At 65.8% G+C, this 16687-nt stretch carries 16 protein-coding genes; 11 read left to right on the top strand and 5 right to left on the bottom strand.

The features are described from left to right. The first annotated feature begins 93 nt into the window (after nucleotides 1–93). From FHW83_RS07030 to FHW83_RS06990, 9 genes are all read left to right on the top strand, one after another. Nucleotides 94–1746 (top strand): amidohydrolase, encoded by a 1653-nt coding sequence (locus FHW83_RS07030; RefSeq protein WP_229224071.1) that lies wholly within the window; start codon nucleotides 94–96, stop codon nucleotides 1744–1746. An 82-nt stretch (nucleotides 1747–1828) separates the two neighbouring features. Next, entirely contained in the window at nucleotides 1829–3532 is a 1704-nt protein-coding gene (hutU, locus tag FHW83_RS07025) for a urocanate hydratase (protein WP_176645660.1), read from the top strand. Between the two features lie 8 nt (nucleotides 3533–3540). Beyond that, complete coding sequence (gene hutH, locus FHW83_RS07020; RefSeq protein WP_229224070.1) at nucleotides 3541–5079, top strand: histidine ammonia-lyase; 1539 nt, start codon at nucleotides 3541–3543, stop codon at nucleotides 5077–5079. 12 nt (nucleotides 5080–5091) lie between these two features. Beyond that, on the top strand, nucleotides 5092–5880 hold the full coding sequence (gene hutG, locus FHW83_RS07015; protein WP_176645658.1) for an N-formylglutamate deformylase: 789 nt from the start codon (nucleotides 5092–5094) through the stop codon (nucleotides 5878–5880). After that, nucleotides 5877–7241 carry a formimidoylglutamate deiminase gene (locus FHW83_RS07010; protein WP_176645657.1) on the top strand — a complete coding sequence of 455 codons (1365 nt, stop codon included), beginning with the start codon at nucleotides 5877–5879 and terminating at the stop codon, nucleotides 7239–7241. Before hutG ends, FHW83_RS07010 begins: the two co-directional genes overlap by 4 nt. Beyond that, complete coding sequence (locus FHW83_RS07005; RefSeq protein ID WP_176645656.1) at nucleotides 7238–7813, top strand: HutD family protein; 576 nt, start codon at nucleotides 7238–7240, stop codon at nucleotides 7811–7813. Before FHW83_RS07010 ends, FHW83_RS07005 begins: the two co-directional genes overlap by 4 nt. 10 nt (nucleotides 7814–7823) lie before the next feature. Beyond that, nucleotides 7824–9044, top strand: coding sequence for an imidazolonepropionase (hutI, locus tag FHW83_RS07000; protein WP_176645655.1), 1221 nt, complete (start codon nucleotides 7824–7826; stop codon nucleotides 9042–9044). A 60-nt stretch (nucleotides 9045–9104) separates the two neighbouring features. Then, nucleotides 9105–11753 (top strand): zinc-dependent metalloprotease, encoded by a 2649-nt coding sequence (locus FHW83_RS06995; RefSeq protein WP_176645654.1) that lies wholly within the window; start codon nucleotides 9105–9107, stop codon nucleotides 11751–11753. Continuing rightward, the gene (locus FHW83_RS06990; RefSeq protein ID WP_176645653.1) at nucleotides 11753–13270 is read left to right on the top strand and encodes a glycine betaine ABC transporter substrate-binding protein; all 1518 of its coding nucleotides are present in this window, start codon (nucleotides 11753–11755) and stop codon (nucleotides 13268–13270) included. The genes FHW83_RS06995 and FHW83_RS06990 overlap by 1 nt, the downstream gene beginning before the upstream one ends. Nucleotides 13271–13392: 122 nt before the next feature. Here FHW83_RS06990 and FHW83_RS06985 read toward each other — a convergent pair whose 3' ends face one another. Next, nucleotides 13393–13884 carry a GNAT family N-acetyltransferase gene (locus FHW83_RS06985; RefSeq protein ID WP_176645652.1) on the bottom strand — a complete coding sequence of 164 codons (492 nt, stop codon included), beginning with the start codon at nucleotides 13882–13884 and terminating at the stop codon, nucleotides 13393–13395. Next, the gene (locus FHW83_RS06980; protein ID WP_176645651.1) at nucleotides 13884–14792 is read right to left on the bottom strand and encodes a DMT family transporter; all 909 of its coding nucleotides are present in this window, start codon (nucleotides 14790–14792) and stop codon (nucleotides 13884–13886) included. Before FHW83_RS06980 ends, FHW83_RS06985 begins: the two co-directional genes overlap by 1 nt. A 161-nt stretch (nucleotides 14793–14953) precedes the next feature. Here FHW83_RS06980 and FHW83_RS06975 point away from each other — a divergent pair, with 161 nt between their 5' ends. Next, complete coding sequence (locus FHW83_RS06975) at nucleotides 14954–15091, top strand: hypothetical protein (protein ID WP_176645650.1); 138 nt, start codon at nucleotides 14954–14956, stop codon at nucleotides 15089–15091. A gap of 3 nt (nucleotides 15092–15094) precedes the next feature. Here FHW83_RS06975 and FHW83_RS06970 read toward each other — a convergent pair whose 3' ends face one another. Next, nucleotides 15095–15532 carry a DUF962 domain-containing protein gene (locus FHW83_RS06970; protein WP_176645649.1) on the bottom strand — a complete coding sequence of 146 codons (438 nt, stop codon included), beginning with the start codon at nucleotides 15530–15532 and terminating at the stop codon, nucleotides 15095–15097. Nucleotides 15533–15588: 56 nt separating this feature from the next. Here FHW83_RS06970 and FHW83_RS06965 point away from each other — a divergent pair, with 56 nt between their 5' ends. Beyond that, the gene (locus FHW83_RS06965; RefSeq protein WP_176645648.1) at nucleotides 15589–16119 is read left to right on the top strand and encodes a DNA-deoxyinosine glycosylase; all 531 of its coding nucleotides are present in this window, start codon (nucleotides 15589–15591) and stop codon (nucleotides 16117–16119) included. Here FHW83_RS06965 and FHW83_RS06960 read toward each other — a convergent pair. Both FHW83_RS06960 and FHW83_RS06955 read right to left on the bottom strand, forming a co-directional pair. Continuing rightward, nucleotides 16066–16389, bottom strand: a complete 324-nt coding sequence (locus FHW83_RS06960; RefSeq protein WP_176645647.1) for a DNA-binding protein — start codon at nucleotides 16387–16389, stop codon at nucleotides 16066–16068. The genes FHW83_RS06965 and FHW83_RS06960 overlap by 54 nt on opposite strands. After that, the gene (locus FHW83_RS06955; protein WP_308936738.1) at nucleotides 16364–16639 is read right to left on the bottom strand and encodes a type II toxin-antitoxin system RelE/ParE family toxin; all 276 of its coding nucleotides are present in this window, start codon (nucleotides 16637–16639) and stop codon (nucleotides 16364–16366) included. Before FHW83_RS06955 ends, FHW83_RS06960 begins: the two co-directional genes overlap by 26 nt. Nucleotides 16640–16687 lie beyond the last annotated feature (48 nt).

Raw genomic sequence — 16687 nt, 5'->3', positions numbered from 1 at the left:
GGTGCTTGGAAGCCTGCATTGTACCCGTCCCGCAACTGAATTCCCGCGGTTTGCCTGATACACTCTGAATCTTGCTGCTGAATGGAGATTTCGATGCGCACCACCCTTTTCATCGCCGCCGCGCTGGCGGCCCTGCCGGCCCACGCCGACACCATCATCGACCGCGCCAATGGCTACACGCTGACCGCCGCCGGGCAGTTGCAGCGCTTTACCTCGCTGGCGTTCGATGACCTGGGCCGCATCGTGGCGGTGGGCAGCGAGGCCGAGACGGCGGCCGCGCTGCCAAAGGCGGAGCACATCGACGTGCAGGGCAAAACCCTGCTGCCAGGCCTGATCGACGCCCATGGCCATGTGTTTGAACTGGGCGAAATCGCCTCCGGCGTGGAGCTCTACAGCCCCACCTCGCTGAACGCGGCGGTCAGGGCGGTGGCCGATTTCGCCCGTTCGCACCCGAAAAAGGCCTGGATCGTCGGTTTCGGCTGGAACCAGGAGATCTGGAAACTGGGCCGTTTCCCCACCGCCGCCGAGCTGGATGCGGTGGTCAACGACCGTCCGGTGCTGCTGCACCGGGTGGACGGCCACGCCATCTGGGTCAACACCAAGGCGCTGGAGATGGCCGGCATCGACAGGAACACGCGCGATCCGGCCGGCGGCAAGATCGAGCGCGACGCCAGCGGCCGGCCAACCGGGGTGCTGGTGGACGCCGCCATGGAGCTGGTGAACAAGGTGGTGCCGCTGCCGACGCCGGCCGAGGCGCGCGCCACGCTGGACGTGGCCCTGGCCTCGCTGGCCAAGGTCGGCCTGACCAGCGTGCACGACGCCGGCATCAAGGCGGTGCAGGACGATATCTACCGCGACTACGCCGACCACGGCAAGCTGACCACCCGCGTCTACGCCATGATCGGCGACACGGCCGGCGATTTCGACGAGTTGTCCAAGGAGGGCCCGCTCAAGTCCTACGCCAATGACGTGTACGCGCTGGCGGCGGTCAAGCTGTATTCGGACGGTGCGCTGGGCAGCCGCGGCGCGGCCCTGCTGGCGCCCTACACCGACATGCCGTCCACCAAGGGCCTGCTGTTCTATCCGGACGCCGAGATGCGCGCCAAGATGAGCAAGGCCATGAAGGCGGGCTACCAGGTCAACATCCACGCCATCGGCGACGCCGGCAACCGCCAGATCCTGGACGCCTACGCCCAGCTGATCCCGCAGTACAAGAACGTCGGGCTGCGCCACCGGGTGGAGCACGCGCAGGTGGTGGCGCTGGAGGATATCCCGCGCTTCAAGCAGCTGGGCATCATCCCGTCGATGCAGCCGACCCACGCCACCTCGGACCAGAACATGGCCGAGCAGCGCGTGGGCCATGAGCGCATCAAGGGCGCGTACGCGTGGCGCAGCTTCCTCGACCAGGGTTCGAAGATCGCCTGCGGCTCGGACTTCCCGATCGAGTCGCCGAATCCGTTCGAGGGCCTGCACGCGGCGGTCACGCGCCAGAACAACGCCGGCGTGCCGGCCGGCGGCTGGTACAAGAACCAGGCCATGACGCTGGCCGAAGCGTTCCGTTGCTTCACCCTGGACGCGGCCTACGCGGCGCACCAGGAAAACGTGATTGGCTCGCTGGAACCGGGCAAGTGGGCCGATTTCATCGTGGTCGACCGCGACATCTTCAAGATCGCGCCTGAACAACTGGGCAAGACCACGGTGCTGCAGACCTGGATGGGCGGGCGCCGCGTCTATAGCCGCAAGTGACGCGATAGAAAAAACCTGTTGACTTGGTTGTATATACAACTTATGCTGCGAGGATACTCACAACCTCGCGGCAGGAGCCCTTATGACCATCCAACTAGACAGTGATCCACGTTACGACGCCAGCCGCGAGATCCGCGCGCCGCGCGGCCCCGAGCGCACCTGCAAGAACTGGGGCGCGGAGGCGGCTTACCGCATGATCCAGAATAATCTGGACAAGGAAGTGGCGGAGAATCCGAAACACCTGGTGGTCTACGGCGGCATCGGCCGCGCGGCCCGCAACTGGGAGTGCTACGACCAGATCCTGGCCTCGCTGCGCGAGCTGGAAGAGAATCAGACCTTGCTGATCCAGTCCGGCAAGCCGGTCGGCGTGTTCCAGACCCACGAAGACGCGCCGCGCGTCCTGATCGCCAATTCCAACCTGGTGCCGAAATGGGCCAACTGGGAGCATTTCAATGAACTGGACCGCAAGGGCCTGTTCATGTACGGCCAGATGACGGCCGGTTCGTGGATCTACATCGGCACGCAGGGCATCGTGCAGGGCACTTTCGAGACCTTCGCGGAAGCGGGGCGCCAGCATTTCGGCGGCGACCTGAAAGGCCGCTGGGTGCTGACCGCCGGCTTGGGCGGCATGGGCGGCGCCCAGCCGCTGGCCGCGACCATGGCCGGCGCGGTGTCGCTGACCGTCGAGTGCCAGCAAAGCAGCATCGATTTCCGCCTGCGCACGCGCTACCTCGACAAGCAGGCCGCGTCCATCGACGAGGCGCTGGAAATGATCAAGCACCACAAGGCGGCCGGCGACGCCATCTCCATCGGCCTGCTGGGCAACGCGGCCGACGTGCTGCCGGAGCTGGTGCGCCGCGCCAGGGCCGGCGGCCTGGTGCCGGATATCGTCACCGACCAGACCTCGGCGCATGACCTGATCAATGGCTACCTGCCGCAGGGCTGGACTGTCGAGCAGTGGAAGGCGGCGCAGCAGGACGCGTCGCGTCATGCGGAGCTGAAGGCCGCCGCCACCGCGGCGTGCGCGGTGCACGTGCGGGCCATGCTGGAGTTCCAGGCGCTGGGCGCCAAGGTGGTCGACTACGGCAACAACATCCGCCAGGTGGCGTTTGACCACGGCGTGAAGAACGCCTTCGATTTCCCGGGCTTTGTGCCGGCTTACATCCGCCCGCAGTTCTGCGAGGGCCGGGGCCCGTTCCGCTGGGTGGCGCTGTCCGGCGATCCGGAGGATATCTACAAGACCGACGCCAAGATCAAGGAGCTGTTCCCGCATCACGCGCAGGTGCACCGCTGGCTGGACATGGCGCGCGAGCGCATCGCCTTCCAGGGCCTGCCGGCGCGCATCTGCTGGCTGGGCCTGGGCGAGCGCCACATCGCCGGCCTGGCCTTCAACGAGATGGTGCGCAAGGGCGAGCTCAAGGCGCCGATCGTGATTGGCCGCGACCATCTGGATACCGGCTCGGTGGCCAGCCCTAACCGCGAGACGGAGGCCATGAAGGACGGCACCGACGCCGTCTCCGACTGGCCGCTGCTGAACGCGCTGCTGAACACCGCCGGCGGCGCGACCTGGGTGTCGCTGCACCACGGCGGCGGCGTGGGCATGGGCTACTCGCAGCATTCCGGCGTGGTGATCGTGGCCGATGGCACCGACGCAGCCGCCAAGCGCCTGGCGCGCGTGCTGGTGAACGACAGCGGCTCGGGCGTGATGCGCCACGCCGACGCGGGCTATGAGACCGCGGTCGCCTGCGCCAAGCGCAATGGCCTCAACCTTCCAATGATTAAATGAGCTTTACCATGACTTTGACTCTCAAACCGGGCGCCATCACGCTCTCGGAACTGCGCTCCGTGTGGAACGCGGCCGGCCCGCTGGCGCTGGCCGCCGAGGCCTATCCCGTGATCGAGGCCTCGGCCGCCGCCGTGCAGGCGATCGTCGCCAAGGGCGATGCCGCCTACGGCATCAACACCGGCTTCGGCCTGCTGGCCAAGACCCGCATCCCGGATGAAAAGCTGGAGCAGTTGCAGCGCAATCTGATCCTGTCGCACTCGGTCGGCACGGGTGAATTGATGTCGGACGCGGTGTGCCGGCTGATTTTGCTGATGAAGATCGGCAGCCTGGCGCGCGGCTTCTCGGGCGTGCGTCCGCTGATCATCGATTCCCTGATCGCGATCTATAACGCCGGCATCATGCCCGCGATTCCGGCCAAGGGCTCGGTCGGCGCGTCGGGCGACCTGGCGCCGCTGTCGCACATGACGCTGGCGATCATGGGCGTGGGCCAGGTGCGGGTCAACGGCGAGTTGCAGGACGCCGCCGCCGCGCTGAAGGCCGCCGGCATCGAGCCGGTGGTGCTGGCCGCGAAGGAAGGCCTGGCGCTGATCAACGGCACGCAGGTGTCGACCGCGCTGGCGCTGCATGGCCTGTTCATGGCCGAGCGCCTGCTGGAGGCGGGCATGGTGGCGGGCGCCTTGTCGTTGGATGCGGCCAAGGGCTCGGATTCGCCGTTCGACGCGCGCGTGCACGAGGTGCGCGGCCAGCCGGGCCAGATCGCCGCCGCGTCGATTTACCGCCAGCTGGTGTCCAACAGCGCGATCCGCGCTTCGCACCTGGTGGGCGATGAGCGCGTGCAGGACCCTTACTGCCTGCGCTGCCAGCCGCAAGTGATGGGAGCCTGCTGGGACATCATCAACAACGCCGCGCGCACGCTGCTGATCGAGGCCAACGCGGTGACCGACAATCCGCTGCTGTTCAAGGATGGCGAGCTGTCGGTGGTGGTCTCGGGTGGCAACTTCCACGCCGAGCCGGTGGCCTTCGCCGCCGACACGCTGGCGCTGGCGATCGCGGAAATCGGCTCGATCTCCGAGCGCCGCATTTCGCTGCTGATCGACGCGACCTTGTCCGGCCTGCCGCCATTCCTGGTGCGCGATCCGGGCGTGAACTCGGGCTTCATGATCGCGCATGTGACGGCCGCCGCGCTGGCGTCGGAGAACAAGTCGATCGCGCATCCGGGCAGCGTGGACACGATTCCCACCTCGGCCAATCAGGAAGACCACGTCAGCATGGCGACCTATGCGGCGCGCCGTCTGGAGGATATGGCGCAGAATACCGCCACCATCGTCGGCATCGAGCTGCTGGCGGCGGCGCAGGGCATCGATTTCCACCGCCCGCTGACCACGTCGCCGCATCTGGAGCACGTGCATGAGCAGCTGCGCCAGAAGGTGCCGTTCTATGAGGTGGACCGCTTCTTCGCGCCGGATATCGAGGCGGCCAAGGGCATGGTGCTGCGCGGCGAGTTGAGCGCCTCGTGCAAAGAGTTGTTCACGGCGCTGCATCCGTAAGAGGAGAGGGGCATGGACTATCAGTTCAAAGCAGGCAGTATTCCCTTGCTGGTGTCCATGCCGCACGTGGGCACCGATATTCCCGACGACGTGCTGGCGGCGATGACCCCGGCCGCCGTCGACAGGCAGGACACGGACTGGCATTTGGTCCGCCTGTATGAATTCCTGGGGGAGATGGGCGCGTCGGTGTTGTCGGCGCGCTGGTCGCGTTACGTGATCGATTTGAATCGCCCGCCGGAGAACGCCAATCTGTATCCGGGGCAGGACACCACGGGTTTGTGCCCGGTCGATACCTTCCATCGCGAGCCGTTGTACCGCGACGGCCACGCGCCGGACGAGCAGGAAGTCCAGCGCCGCCTGCTGGCGTACTGGAAGCCATATCACGATCAATTGCGCTCCGAGTTGGACCGCTTGCTGGCGCTGCACGGCCGCGTGGTGCTGTGGGATGCGCATTCGATCGCCTCGGTGGTGCCGCGCTTCTTCGAGGGCAAGCTGCCGGACCTGAACTTTGGCACGGCCGACGGCAAGAGCTGCGCGGCCGGCTTGAGCGAGGCGATTGTCGCGCAGGCGCGGGCCGATGGGCGCTACACCATTGCCGTCAACGGCCGCTTCAAGGGCGGGCATATCACGCGTTTCTACGGCCAGCCGGAAAAGGGCGTGCACGCGATCCAGCTGGAGATGTGCCAATCCACCTACATGGATGAAGCGGCGCCGTATGGCTATCGCGCTGATCTGGCTTCGCGGGTGCAGGAGCCGTTGCGCGCGATGACGCGGGCCGCCGCCGATTGGGGGCGCGCATGAGCAAGCTGTTCGCGCGCCACGCGTTGCTGCCGGATGGCTGGCATAAGGATGTGCTGATCGAGTGGGATGCGGGCGGCGGCATCGTGGCCGTCGGTGCCGGCGCGGCCGAGCCGGAGGGCGTTGAGTGCGTTGAATACGCGCTGCCGGGCATGATCAACCTGCATTCGCACAGTTTCCAGCGCGCGCTGGGCGGGCGCACGGAAAAGGCCGGCGACAGCAAGGACAGCTTCTGGACCTGGCGCGAGCTGATGTATCGCTTCGCGCGCAACATCACGCCGGAGCATATCGAGGCGATTGCCGCGCAGCTGTTCAGCGAATGCCTGCGCCATGGCTACACCTCGCTGTGCGAGTTTCATTACGTGCAGCGCGCGCCGGATGGCGCCATGTATCCGCGCCCGGCGGAAACGGCGGAACGTGTCATTGCCGCCGCACGTTTGGCGGGAATTGGCGTGACCATGCTGCCAGTGTTGTATAGTTATTCCGGCTTTGGCGAAAAGGCGTTGAACCCCGAGCAACAACGGTTCCGCACCGACGCGCGGGACGTGTTGCGCATCGTGGAGGCGCTGGAGCCGCTGCGCGATGCGCAGACCGAGGTCGGGGTGGCGCCGCATTCGCTGCGCGCGGCCACGGTCGGGCAGATACAGGAGGTGCTGGCGACGCTGCCGGCGGCGCGTCCGGTGCACATCCACATCGCCGAGCAGATGGCGGAGGTGCGGCAGTCGCTGGACTGGAGCGGCCGCCGCCCGGTGCAGTGGCTGCTGGAGAATTTGGCGCTGGACCGGCGCTGGTGCCTGATCCACGCCACGCATCTGACGGACGATGAGGTGAGCGGTATCGCCGCCAGTGGCGCGGTGGCGGGCCTGTGCCCGACCACGGAGGCGAACCTGGGCGACGGCCTGTTCCCGCTGGAGCCCTTCCTGGCGCAGGGCGGGGTGTTTGGCATCGGCAGCGACAGCCACGTGTCGCAAAGCGCGGTGGAAGAGCTGCGCTGGCTGGAGTACGGACAGCGCCTGTGGCACCAGCGCCGCAATATCGCGGTGTCGGCGGCGCAGCGCAACGTCGGCGACTTTTTGTGGCAGGGCGCGCTGCGTGGCGGCGCGCAAGCGGCGGGGCGGCCGGTGGGCGCGCTGGCGCCGGGGCTGCGCGCGGACATCGTGGTGCTGGATGACGGGCATCCGAATATGTTTGGGTTGGCGCTGGACGAGGTACTCGGCAGCCTGGTCTTCAGCGGCAACGACAATCTGGTCAAGGACGTCATGGTCGGCGGCCAGTGGGTAGTGCGCAATCAGCAGCACGTGGCGCAGCAGGCGATCGCTGCGCGCTTCAGGCAGACCTTGGCCGAACTGAGGGAGTTCCGATGACCCAGCTGATCCAGTATGCAAACCTGCGCTCCGCGCCGTGGAAGAACGGCGGCGGCAGCACCACGGAAATCGCCATCTCGCCAGCCGGCGCCCATCTCGATGATTTCGAGTGGCGCGTCAGCCTTGCCACCATCGCGCAGGATGGCCCGTTCTCCTCCTTCCCCGGTGTCGACCGCTCGCTGGCGCTGGTGGACGGCGATGGCGTGCTGCTGGATTTTGGTGATGAGCGCTTTGTGCTCAGCCCCAGCGAGCCGTTGATCGAGTTCGCCGGCGAGGACGCGGTGCACGCCACCGTCACCGGCCCGCACACCACCGATTTCAATGTCATGACGCGGCGCGGCGTGTGCCGCCACCGGCTGGAGCTGCGCGCGGTGCGCGGCAAGGAAGCGCTCAAGCGCCGCGCCGGCACCACCATCCTGTTCCTGGCTGAGGGCGAGAGCCTGACGCTGAGCAGCGCGCGCGAACGCATCGCCATGGTGCGCTACGATACGGTGGTGATGGAAGCCGACGACGACTGGACCATGGAAGCGCAGCAGGCCACCGTGCTGGTGGCTGATATCATCTATAACTAGGGCAGCAGGTATGTGGGATGTGTTGTTTACGAACGTGCATCTGGCCACGATGGCCGATGGCGCATATGGCGAGGTGCGCGACGCCGCCATCGCGGTAAAAGACGGCCGCATCGCGTGGCTGGGACCACAGGCCGACATGCCGGCCATGAAGGTGGCGACAGCGGTGACGGTGCACGACGGCGGCGGCAGCTGGCTCACGCCCGGCCTGATCGACTGCCATACCCACATCGTCCACGCCGGCAACCGCAGCGATGAATTCGAGGCGCGCCTGAACGGCGCCACCTATGAGGACATCGCCCGCGCCGGCGGCGGCATCATGTCCACGGTGCGCGCCACGCGCGCGGCGTCGGAGGATGAGCTGCTAAAACTCAGCCTGCCGCGGGTACTTAGCCTGCTGGCAGAGGGCGTGACCACCATCGAGATCAAATCCGGCTACGGCCTGACGCTGGCGTCGGAAGCGGCCATGCTGCGCGTGGCGCGCCGCATCGGCCGCGAGCTGCCGGTGCGGGTGGCGACCACCTTCCTCGGCGCGCACGCGCTGCCGCCGGAATTCGCCGGCCGCGCCGACGACTACGTGGACGAAGTCTGCAAGATGATCGCACCGCTGGCCGCCGAAGGGCTGGTGGACGCGGTGGACGCGTTCTGCGAGCGAATCGGTTTTTCGTACGAACAGACGGAGCGCGTGTTCAAGGCGGCGCGGAAGGCTGGCCTGCCGGTCAAGCTGCACGCGGAGCAGCTGTCCGACCAGCGCGGCGCGGAGCTGACGGCGCGTTACCAGGGTTTGTCGGCCGATCATCTTGAGCACCTGGGCGCGGCCGGCATCGAGGCCATGGCCGCCGCCGGCACGGTGGCGGTGCTGCTGCCCGGCGCCTACTACTTCCTGCGCGACACCACGCCGCCGCCGGTGGCCGCCATGCGCGCCGCCGGCGTGAAGATGGCGGTGGCGACCGATTGCAATCCCGGCACGTCCCCCATGACGTCGCTGCTGCTGGCGATGAACATGGCCTGCACCCTGTGGCGCCTGACGCCGCAGGAGGCGCTGGCCGGCTGCACGCTGCACGCGGCGCGCGCGCTTGGACTGCACGAGGAAATCGGCAGCCTGGAGGTGGGCAAGCGCGCCGACTTCGCGCTGTGGCGCATCGCGCGGCCGGCCGACCTGTCCTACGCCATTGGCCTGAATCCCTGCCGCGCGGTCGTCAACGCCGGCAAATTGCGCTCTCCGGCATTGTAAAAAATTCTCGCTTCGCCGGGCTTTCGGGTACATTATCCGGATGTCATCAAGGGAAGCATTATGTTCGTCCTGAATTCCATGCGCGCCGCCGTGTTGGCGGCGCTCAGCGTCCACGCCCTGGCGCAAGAACCTGTACCAACACCGCCCGTACCGCACGCGCCGGATGCACCCGCCGCCGCGACGCCGCAACCGGCGGTGGCCACGCCGGTTCCCGTCGCCCCCGCGCCGGCCGCCGCGCTGCGGCCTTACGTCGATGTGGTGCGCGGCGCCTCGCATTTGCCGGGCTTCCTGAACCTGTATCAGAAAGAGGAAAAAGTCTGGATCGAGCTGCGGCCCGACCAGTTCGACCGGCCAATGTTCATGTCGGTGAATATGCCGAACGGGATCGGTGAACGCGGCATCTACGGCAGCCAGATGGGATTGAGCCAGGTGGTGGTGTTCCACCGCGTGGGCAACATCGTTCAGATGATCGCCAAGAACACCGATTTCGGCGCCAAGGGCGGCACGCCGCAGGCGCTGGCGGTGCAGCAGGCGTACTCGGACAGCCTGCTGGCGATCGCGCCGGTGGTCAGCACCCCGCATCCGCAATCGAAGGCGGTCCTGGTGGATGCGAACGTGCTGCTGTTTGGCGACATTCCGTCGATGACCACGCGGCTGGAGGCGGCGTTCCGCATGACCTACGCCATGGACGCGCGCAACAGCAGCTTCCTCACCATCCGCTCGGACGAGGCCATGACCGGTTTCCAGGTCAACGCGCATTACTTCACGCCGCGCATCCCGGCGCCGCCGGCGGTGATGCCGCCGATCCCGGCCGCGATTCCGAGTCCGCCCTCGACGCTGCCGGACCCGCGCAGCATGTTCCTCGGCTTCTACTACAGCTTCATGCCCCTGCCGGCGCAAGCCATGCATGGCCGCCGCGCGGACGACCGTATCGGCCACTTCGTCAGCACCAGCCAGGATTATTCGGACGACGTGACGCCCACCACGGCGGTGCATCTGGTGGAGCGCTGGCGGCTGGAGAAGCAGGACCCGGCGGCGGCGCTGTCGGAACCGAAGCAGCCCATCGTCTACTGGATAGACGCCAACGTGCCGGAGAAGTATCGCGAGTCGGTGCGGCAGGGCGTGCTGGCCTGGAACGCGGCGTTTGAGCGTATCGGCTTCAAGGACGCCATCGTGGTCAGGCAGCAGGCGGCCACAGATAAATTCGACACCATGGACGCGCGCCACGCGTCGATCCGCTGGTTTGTCGGCAGCGACGTCGGCTTCGCCATCGGGCCCAGCCAGGTCGATCCGCGCAGCGGCGAGATCCTGGACGCGGATATCGCCATGTCGGACGTGTTCGCGCGCGGCGCGCGGCGCATGGTGGGCGAGGACAGCATCTCCCTGCTGCCGCCGCAAACTGCCGGGATGCGCTGCGATTACATGCAGGAGTCGGCGCAGGAGATGGGCTTCGCCATGGACGTGCTGGAGGCGCGCGGCCTGCTCGACATGAGCGGGCCGGAAGCGGAAGCGGTGGCGCAGGCGTATGTGAAGTCGGTGGTCATGCACGAGGTGGGGCACACGCTCGGCCTGCGGCACAACTTCCGCGCCTCGACCATTTATTCGCTGCAGCAGCTGCAGGACCCGGAGTTCACCAGGAAGAACAGCCTGACAGGCTCGGTGATGGACTACACGCCGTTCAACCTGTCGCTGAAAGGCGAGAAGCAGGGCGAGTATGTGGCGTCCACGCTGGGGCCTTACGATTACTGGGCGATCGAATACGCCTACAAGCCGATCGAGCCGGCGCAGGAGAAGGAGGAACTGGCAAGGATCGCCGCGCGCTCCAACGAGCCGCAACTGGCGTTCGGCACCGACCAGGATGCGAACGGCTTCAACCTCGATCCGGACGTGAATGTGTACGACCTCGGTAGCGATCCGCTGGCCTACTTCCAGCGCCGGCTGACGATCTCGCGCGAGCTGTGGGACCGTGTGCAGAACCGCACGCTCAAGCCGGGCGAAAGCTATGAGGTGCTGCGCCGCAGTTTCGATTACGGCTTCCAGCAGTTCGCGCGTACCTTGCCGGTGGTGGTGAAGTACGTGGGCGGGGTGACGTATCTGCGCGATCACGCGGGCACCGGGCGGGCGACGTTCACCCCGGTGCCGTTGCCGCGCCAGCGTGCCGCGTTGCGCATGCTGACCGACAGCCTGTTCAAGGCGGACAGCTTCCAATTTTCGCCGGCGACGATCAGCCGCCTGGGTCCGGACCATTTCGCCTCGCGCGGGCGGCCGGACGTGTCGGTGGGCGGGCGTGTGCTGTCGCTGCAGGCGGCGGCGCTGGATCAGTTGATGTCGGACGGCGTGGCGATCCGTTTGCTGGATTCGCAGGAAAAGCTGGACGACCACAGGCAGGCGTTGACGCTGGCCGAGTTGTATTCGACGGTGCAGGACGCGGTGTGGAGCGAGCTTAAGTCGGGCAAGGACATCAGCGGCATGCGGCGCAATTTGCAGCGCGAGCATTTGAAGCGGCTGGTGGCGGCGCTGTTGCGCACATCGGCCGGCACGCCGGCCGATGTGCGCAGCCTGCAGCGCGAGAACGCCTTGCAGTTGCAGCGCGAGCTGCGCGGCGCGATGGCGAAGCCGATCAGCCGCGAGGCCAAGGCGCATTTGTCGGAGACGGTTGAGACGCTGGGTCAGGCATTGAAAGCCTCGATGCTGCGCGCGGGCGCTTGATGGCGGCGGTGCGACGATGGGTGGCCGGTGTGCTGATGCTGTGCGCCGGCGCGGCGGCCGCCGCCGATACGCTGCATATCGGCTCGAAGCGTTTTACGGAATCCTACATCCTGGGCGAGATGCTGGCGCAGGTGGCGGCGCCGCATGCGCGGGTCGAACACCTGCAGGGCCTGGGGAACACGGCGATTGTGCTGGCGGCTTTGCAGGCGGGGCGGATCGACGTCTACCCGGAATATGTCGGCACCATCGATCTGGAGATCCTCAAGCACCAGCAGCCAACCTCGATGGAGCGGATGCGCAAGGAGCTGGCGGCCATGGGGCTTGGTGTGGCGGTGCCGCTGGGCTTCAATAACACCTACGCGCTGGCGATGCGCGGCGGGGCCGATGCGCCGCACAAGCTGAGCGAGCTGGCGGGGCGTGGGCAGTTGCGGTTTGGCTTGTCGCACGAGTTCATCGGCCGCGCGGACGGCTGGCAGGGACTCGCGGCGCGCTATGGCCTGACGCAGCGGCCGGAGGGATTGGATCATGGCCTGGCTTATGATGCGCTGAAGGCGCGGCAGGTGGATGTCATCGATATCTATTCGACCGAGCCGCGTATCGCCCAATATGGCTTGCGGGTGCTGGAGGACGATCGCGGCTACTTCCCGCGCTACGACGCGGTGCTGCTGTACCGCCTGGACGCGGCGCAGCGCTTTCCGGCGGCGTGGAAGGCGATCAGCCAGCTGGAAGGGCGCATCAGCGAGGCCGATATGATCGCGATGAACGCCGCCGCGGAAATCGACGGCAAGAGCTTTGCGCGCGTGGCGGCCGACTGGCTGGCGGCGCATCCGCTGTCCGGCGCCGCCGCGTCGACCGCGCCTGCGACCCGCCGCGACGGGCTGCTGGCGAAAGTCTTCGATGACAATCTGTGGCGCCTCACGCGACAGCACCTGACGCTGGTGCTGGTGGCGGTGGGCTTTGCGTGCCTGATCGGCGTCCCGCTCGGCATACTGGCCGCCGCCTTGCCGCGCCTGCGCCAACTGGTGCTGGGCCTGACCGGCATGCTGCAAACCGTGCCGTCGCTGGCCTTGCTGGCGTTGCTGATCCCGTTGCTGGGCACCATAGGCACCGCGCCCGCGCTGGTGGCGCTGGTGGTGTACGCGCTGCTGCCGATCGTCCGCAATACCTGCACCGGGCTGCTGCAAGTGCGCAAGGGCCTGAAGCTGGCGGCGCAGGCGCTTGGTCTGCGGCCGATGCAACGCCTGCTGCACGTCGACCTGCCGCTGGCCCTGCCGGTCATACTTGCCGGCGTGAAAACCGCCGCCGTGATGAGCGTGGGCACCGCCACCATCGCCGCCTTCATCGGCGCCGGCGGTTATGGCGAGCGCATCACCATCGGCCTGGCGCTGAACGACAACGATATGCTGCTGGCCGGCGCCATTCCCGCCGCGGTCCTGGCGTTGCTGACGCAGGGCCTGTTCGAGTTGCTGGAACGCACGGTCACTAACAGGTATCACCTTTATGTAAAGTCACCGTAATGATTTGTAAGGCCCGCGGCGCCGGCCGCGGCGGAGGGATATAGTGAATCCGTTGATTCAATCTCCCTCCCACTGACAACGGGTTCCGCCCATCCAACGCCTGCCGTTGGGTGGGATTTTTTTTACGCCTGCGACGACAGCTGCGCCAGCGCCTCGCCGGTGACGCGGCAGATGCGCCAGTCCGGCATCACGGTGGCGCCCATGCCTTCGTAGAATTTGATGGCGTTGGCGTTCCAGTCCAGCACCGACCATTCGAAGCGGCCGCAGTCGCGCTCCACCGCCAGTTGCGCCAGCGCCACCAGCATTTGCTTGCCGTAACCCTTGCCGCGATGCGCCTGTTGCACGTACAGGTCCTCCAGGTACAGGCCTTTCTTGCACAGGAAGGTGGAGAAGTTATGGAAGAACAGCGCGAAGGTGACCACCTCGCCGCCGGTCTCGCCGACCAGCGCCTCGCACACCGGCTTGTCGCAGAACAGGCTGTCGTGCAGGGCGGCTTCGTTGGCGACCACCATGTGCTCCAGCTTTTCAAACACGGCCAGCTCGAAGATCATGCCGAAGATGGCGGGGATGTCGGCCGGCGTGGCCGGGCGGATGGTCAGTTCGGAAGTACTCATCAGTTTTTTGCGGTAGTGGAAGAATTCGGTTTCAGCACCCAGGCCACGCTGGACAGGCACAGTACCATGCCCAGCCATTCCAGCGCGCCCGGACGGTAGTGCTCCAGCTGGATCGACAGCAGCACGGAAATCACCGGCGTCACCACGCCGATGTACACCGTCTTGTCCGAGCCGATGCGGTGGATCAGGGTGAAGTAGGCGGCGAACGCGATCACCGAGCCCAGCAGCGACAGGTAGAGCAGGCCGCCCCAGTATTTGGCGGTGGACGGCATCACGAAGGATTGGCCGCTGACCAGCACCCACAGCGCCACCAGCGAGCTGCCCCACAGCATGGACCAGGCCATGGTCAGCAGCACATTGTCCGATTGTTCGCGCACCTTGATGACCAGCACGTTGCCGACCGAGCTGGCGATGGTGGCGCACAGCGCCAACATCAGGCCCAGCAGGAAATGGCCGTTGCCGCCGGTTGAGATCTCATTCCATGCGTCATGGATGGAGTGGTAGAACAGCAGGGTGACGCCGGTGATGGCGACGCCGCCGGCGGCCCAGGTGCGGGTGTTGAGCGCGGTGCCGAAGACGAGGCGGTTCAGCATGGGGTTCCAGAACACCATCAGCGCGAACAGCACGGCCACCAGCCCGGACACCAGGTATTGCTCCGAGGTGTAGGTGCAGATGTAGCTGGCGGCAAAAGTGGCGCCGCCTTGCAGGATCAGCCAGCGTTGCGCGCGCCACGGCAGGCCCAGCTTCTGGCCGCGCGCGGCGCACCAGGCGAACAGCACGGCCGAGGCCAGCGCGAAGCGGTAGACCACGGACACGGCGGGCGGCACTTCACCGAGTTGCAGCGTGATGGCGAAAAACGTGGAGCCCCAGATCAGGCAGGCGATGGCGAAGAGCAATGGAGAAGACATCAAACCAGTATAGCTGGCCGCGCCATATCTTGCCTAGCAGCCAGTTTTTGTTGCGACGCAACAGATTGATGTATAAGTTGTAACGGAAGTGTAAATTCAACGGTGCTGGCCGTCATACCAAGTATAGTGAATTCACACCTATTTTATTTCTGGAGAGCGCCATGAATACCGCGCTGCAAATCAAAGTCGTCACGCTGTTGGGCTATGTGGCCCTGAGCACCGCTTTGGTGCTGTTGCTGGCCGACGATGAGATGCAGGGCGCGGCGCAGGCGCTGTTCGCCCATTCCTGGTTCCGCTAGCGCTCAGTAGGCCCAGTGCAGGCGGCGGTACAGGAAGCCCAGCACGAACAGCGGACCGATCAGCAGGAAGCGCAGGTCGTCAAAAAACGAGGGCTTCTTGCCCTCGATCTTGTGGCCGATGAACTGGCCGATCCAGGCCAGCACGAAGATCGTGATCGACAGCGGCAGCACGGTGGCTGGCGGCAGCGCGGCCAGGATGGACAACATCACCGCCGCCATCAGCAGCATGCCCAGCGCGAACGGCCGGGACAGCTTGAAGTAATACCACATCGCGCCCGCCGTGAAGGCCAGCGCCACCAGCGGATGCAGCGCCCACAGCAGGCCCAGCAAGGTGAACACGATGACCGGCACGCAGACGAAGTGGATCAGTTCGTTGGTCGGGTGGAGGTGGCTTTCGCTGTACTTGGCCAGCAGGGTGTCGATGGTGCGGTGTTCCGGCATGGTGGTCTCCTGGACATTATTGTTATCGGCTGATTCTACACCTGTAGAATACGCCCATGACTGATGATTTGCGCAAGCGTTGTTTTGACCCGGTGGTGGATGAGCGCACCCGCGTGTTGGTGCTGGGCAGTTTGCCGGGCGAAAAATCCCTTGCTGCACAGCAGTATTACGCCAACCGGCAGAACAAGTTCTGGCTGCTGATGTCCGAAGTGCTGGGCGTGGAGCTGGTGCCATTGGCGTACGCGGCGCGGCTGCGGACGTTGCTTGCGCACGGCGTCGGCTTGTGGGACGTGGTGGCGGAAGCCCACCGTCCCGGCAGCCTCGACAGCGCGATCCGCAACCGCGACGACAACGACCTGCCGGCTCTTCTGGCGCGCCATCCCAGCATTCACGCCATCGCCTTCAACGGCGGCACCGCCGCCAGGCTGGGCCTGAAGATATTGAACGGGCAGGCGCAGTGTTACCGCATCTTCAATCTCCCCTCAAGCAGCCCGGCCTACACGCTGCCCTACGCCGCGAAGCGTGATGCCTGGCTAGCGCTGCGCCTCGGCCTGGGCGTAGTCGACGGGTTGAACCGTGAGCCTTAAGCCCATTAAATTCAATACTGCTCGCAGAGTCTTCAGGGAAGGATTTCCTTGCTTCGACAAAGTGCGATACATCGTATTAGGATTGGAGTCCGCCTGTCGTGCCACTTCTTGTACGCCTCCAAACGCTTTGCTGAGGGCCCTGAGCGCCAGCATCAGGTCCACCTCGTCGCCCGTTGCGAGGACATCGTTGAGATATTCAGCGGCGAGCGCAGGGTCGTTCCGGAACATGGCCGTGGTCGCTTCATCATGAGGGCGGTGTGCTTTGATCATTTCTTTTCTTCCAGTCACGCAGCATTTCAATGGCGGAGGCGATATCACGATCTTGCGATTGTTTGTTTCCGCCGCAGGTCAAAAGGATGATGGTTCGATCAACGAAAGCATAGTACACCCTGTATCCGGCGCCGACATCGACGCGCAGTTCCTGTATGCCGCCGCGAACGGACTTGTGATCGCCAGCCAAACCGCTTTCCAAACGAGCGGTGCGGCGAATGATCGCAATTTTTGCCTGACGGTCACGCAATGAGTCCAGCTACTCCTGATAGGCATCTTTTCCATCAATATCTAGGTA

Source organism: Duganella sp. SG902 (assembly GCF_013376005.1).
In the GTDB taxonomy this organism is placed as follows: domain Bacteria; phylum Pseudomonadota; class Gammaproteobacteria; order Burkholderiales; family Burkholderiaceae_D; genus Rugamonas.
This window is presented reverse-complemented; position numbering and strand designations above follow the sequence as displayed.

Coding starts and splice junctions, on each gene's coding strand:
- FHW83_RS06995 (WP_176645654.1), top strand. CDS start 9,105: ATGTTCGTCCTGAATTCCATGCGCGCCGCCGTGTTGGCGGCGCTCAGC.
- FHW83_RS06970 (WP_176645649.1), bottom strand. CDS start 15,532: ATGCCGGAACACCGCACCATCGACACCCTGCTGGCCAAGTACAGCGAA.
- hutH (WP_229224070.1), top strand. CDS start 3,541: ATGACTTTGACTCTCAAACCGGGCGCCATCACGCTCTCGGAACTGCGC.
- hutU (WP_176645660.1), top strand. CDS start 1,829: ATGACCATCCAACTAGACAGTGATCCACGTTACGACGCCAGCCGCGAG.
- FHW83_RS06980 (WP_176645651.1), bottom strand. CDS start 14,792: ATGTCTTCTCCATTGCTCTTCGCCATCGCCTGCCTGATCTGGGGCTCC.
- FHW83_RS07010 (WP_176645657.1), top strand. CDS start 5,877: ATGAGCAAGCTGTTCGCGCGCCACGCGTTGCTGCCGGATGGCTGGCAT.
- FHW83_RS06960 (WP_176645647.1), bottom strand. CDS start 16,389: ATGATCAAAGCACACCGCCCTCATGATGAAGCGACCACGGCCATGTTC.
- FHW83_RS07005 (WP_176645656.1), top strand. CDS start 7,238: ATGACCCAGCTGATCCAGTATGCAAACCTGCGCTCCGCGCCGTGGAAG.
- hutG (WP_176645658.1), top strand. CDS start 5,092: ATGGACTATCAGTTCAAAGCAGGCAGTATTCCCTTGCTGGTGTCCATG.
- FHW83_RS07030 (WP_229224071.1), top strand. CDS start 94: ATGCGCACCACCCTTTTCATCGCCGCCGCGCTGGCGGCCCTGCCGGCC.
- hutI (WP_176645655.1), top strand. CDS start 7,824: ATGTGGGATGTGTTGTTTACGAACGTGCATCTGGCCACGATGGCCGAT.
- FHW83_RS06975 (WP_176645650.1), top strand. CDS start 14,954: ATGAATACCGCGCTGCAAATCAAAGTCGTCACGCTGTTGGGCTATGTG.
- FHW83_RS06990 (WP_176645653.1), top strand. CDS start 11,753: ATGGCGGCGGTGCGACGATGGGTGGCCGGTGTGCTGATGCTGTGCGCC.
- FHW83_RS06985 (WP_176645652.1), bottom strand. CDS start 13,884: ATGAGTACTTCCGAACTGACCATCCGCCCGGCCACGCCGGCCGACATC.
- FHW83_RS06965 (WP_176645648.1), top strand. CDS start 15,589: ATGACTGATGATTTGCGCAAGCGTTGTTTTGACCCGGTGGTGGATGAG.